Here is a 464-nt window from a genome sequence, read left to right as displayed (position 1 = left end):
CTTTTGCGGGTATCTTGCCTGCGGGATTAAACTTTTTTCAATGAGAAAGCGGCACTATCGCAAGGCTCGGACAGCGTGGTCCGAAGCTTATCCCGCGTGTGTTCCTCATCCTTAGAGCCACGTTTCCGGGGTGAGGGCGAGAGGCGGGGTACTTGATGTCAGGATGTTGCGGGTGAAAGCTGTATTCGGACGAACGCGGTTTTCGCGCAAGCTCGTTATGATTGGAGGCGGGATCCTGCTTTTGGCGGGCGCGACCGGTTCCGCTGCCGTGTTCATCGGCAGCGAGCGGCTGCTTGGCCCATCCTATGCCTCCAGCAACGGGCTTTCTTGCGACGCAGTCCAGACAGTGAATATCCGCAAGAACGGCTCGCTATGGGTACGCAAGTACATTCGCACCGAAGGCGGAGACGGCACGGAGCGGTTGAAAACCGCCCTGCGCGTCGCCAAAGCGGTTTACGACAAAC

General features: G+C 58.2%; 1 protein-coding gene. It reads left to right on the top strand.

Annotation, left to right across the window (positions count from 1 at the left end; genetic code table 11):
- Positions 1 to 172: 172 nt before the first annotated feature.
- A partial coding sequence (locus ACTHUM_RS19405) for a hypothetical protein (RefSeq protein WP_440403927.1) occupies positions 173 to 464 on the top strand: 292 nt, incomplete at its 3' end.

Source organism: Neisseria sp. P0021.S006 (assembly GCF_051956895.1).
This window is presented reverse-complemented; position numbering and strand designations above follow the sequence as displayed.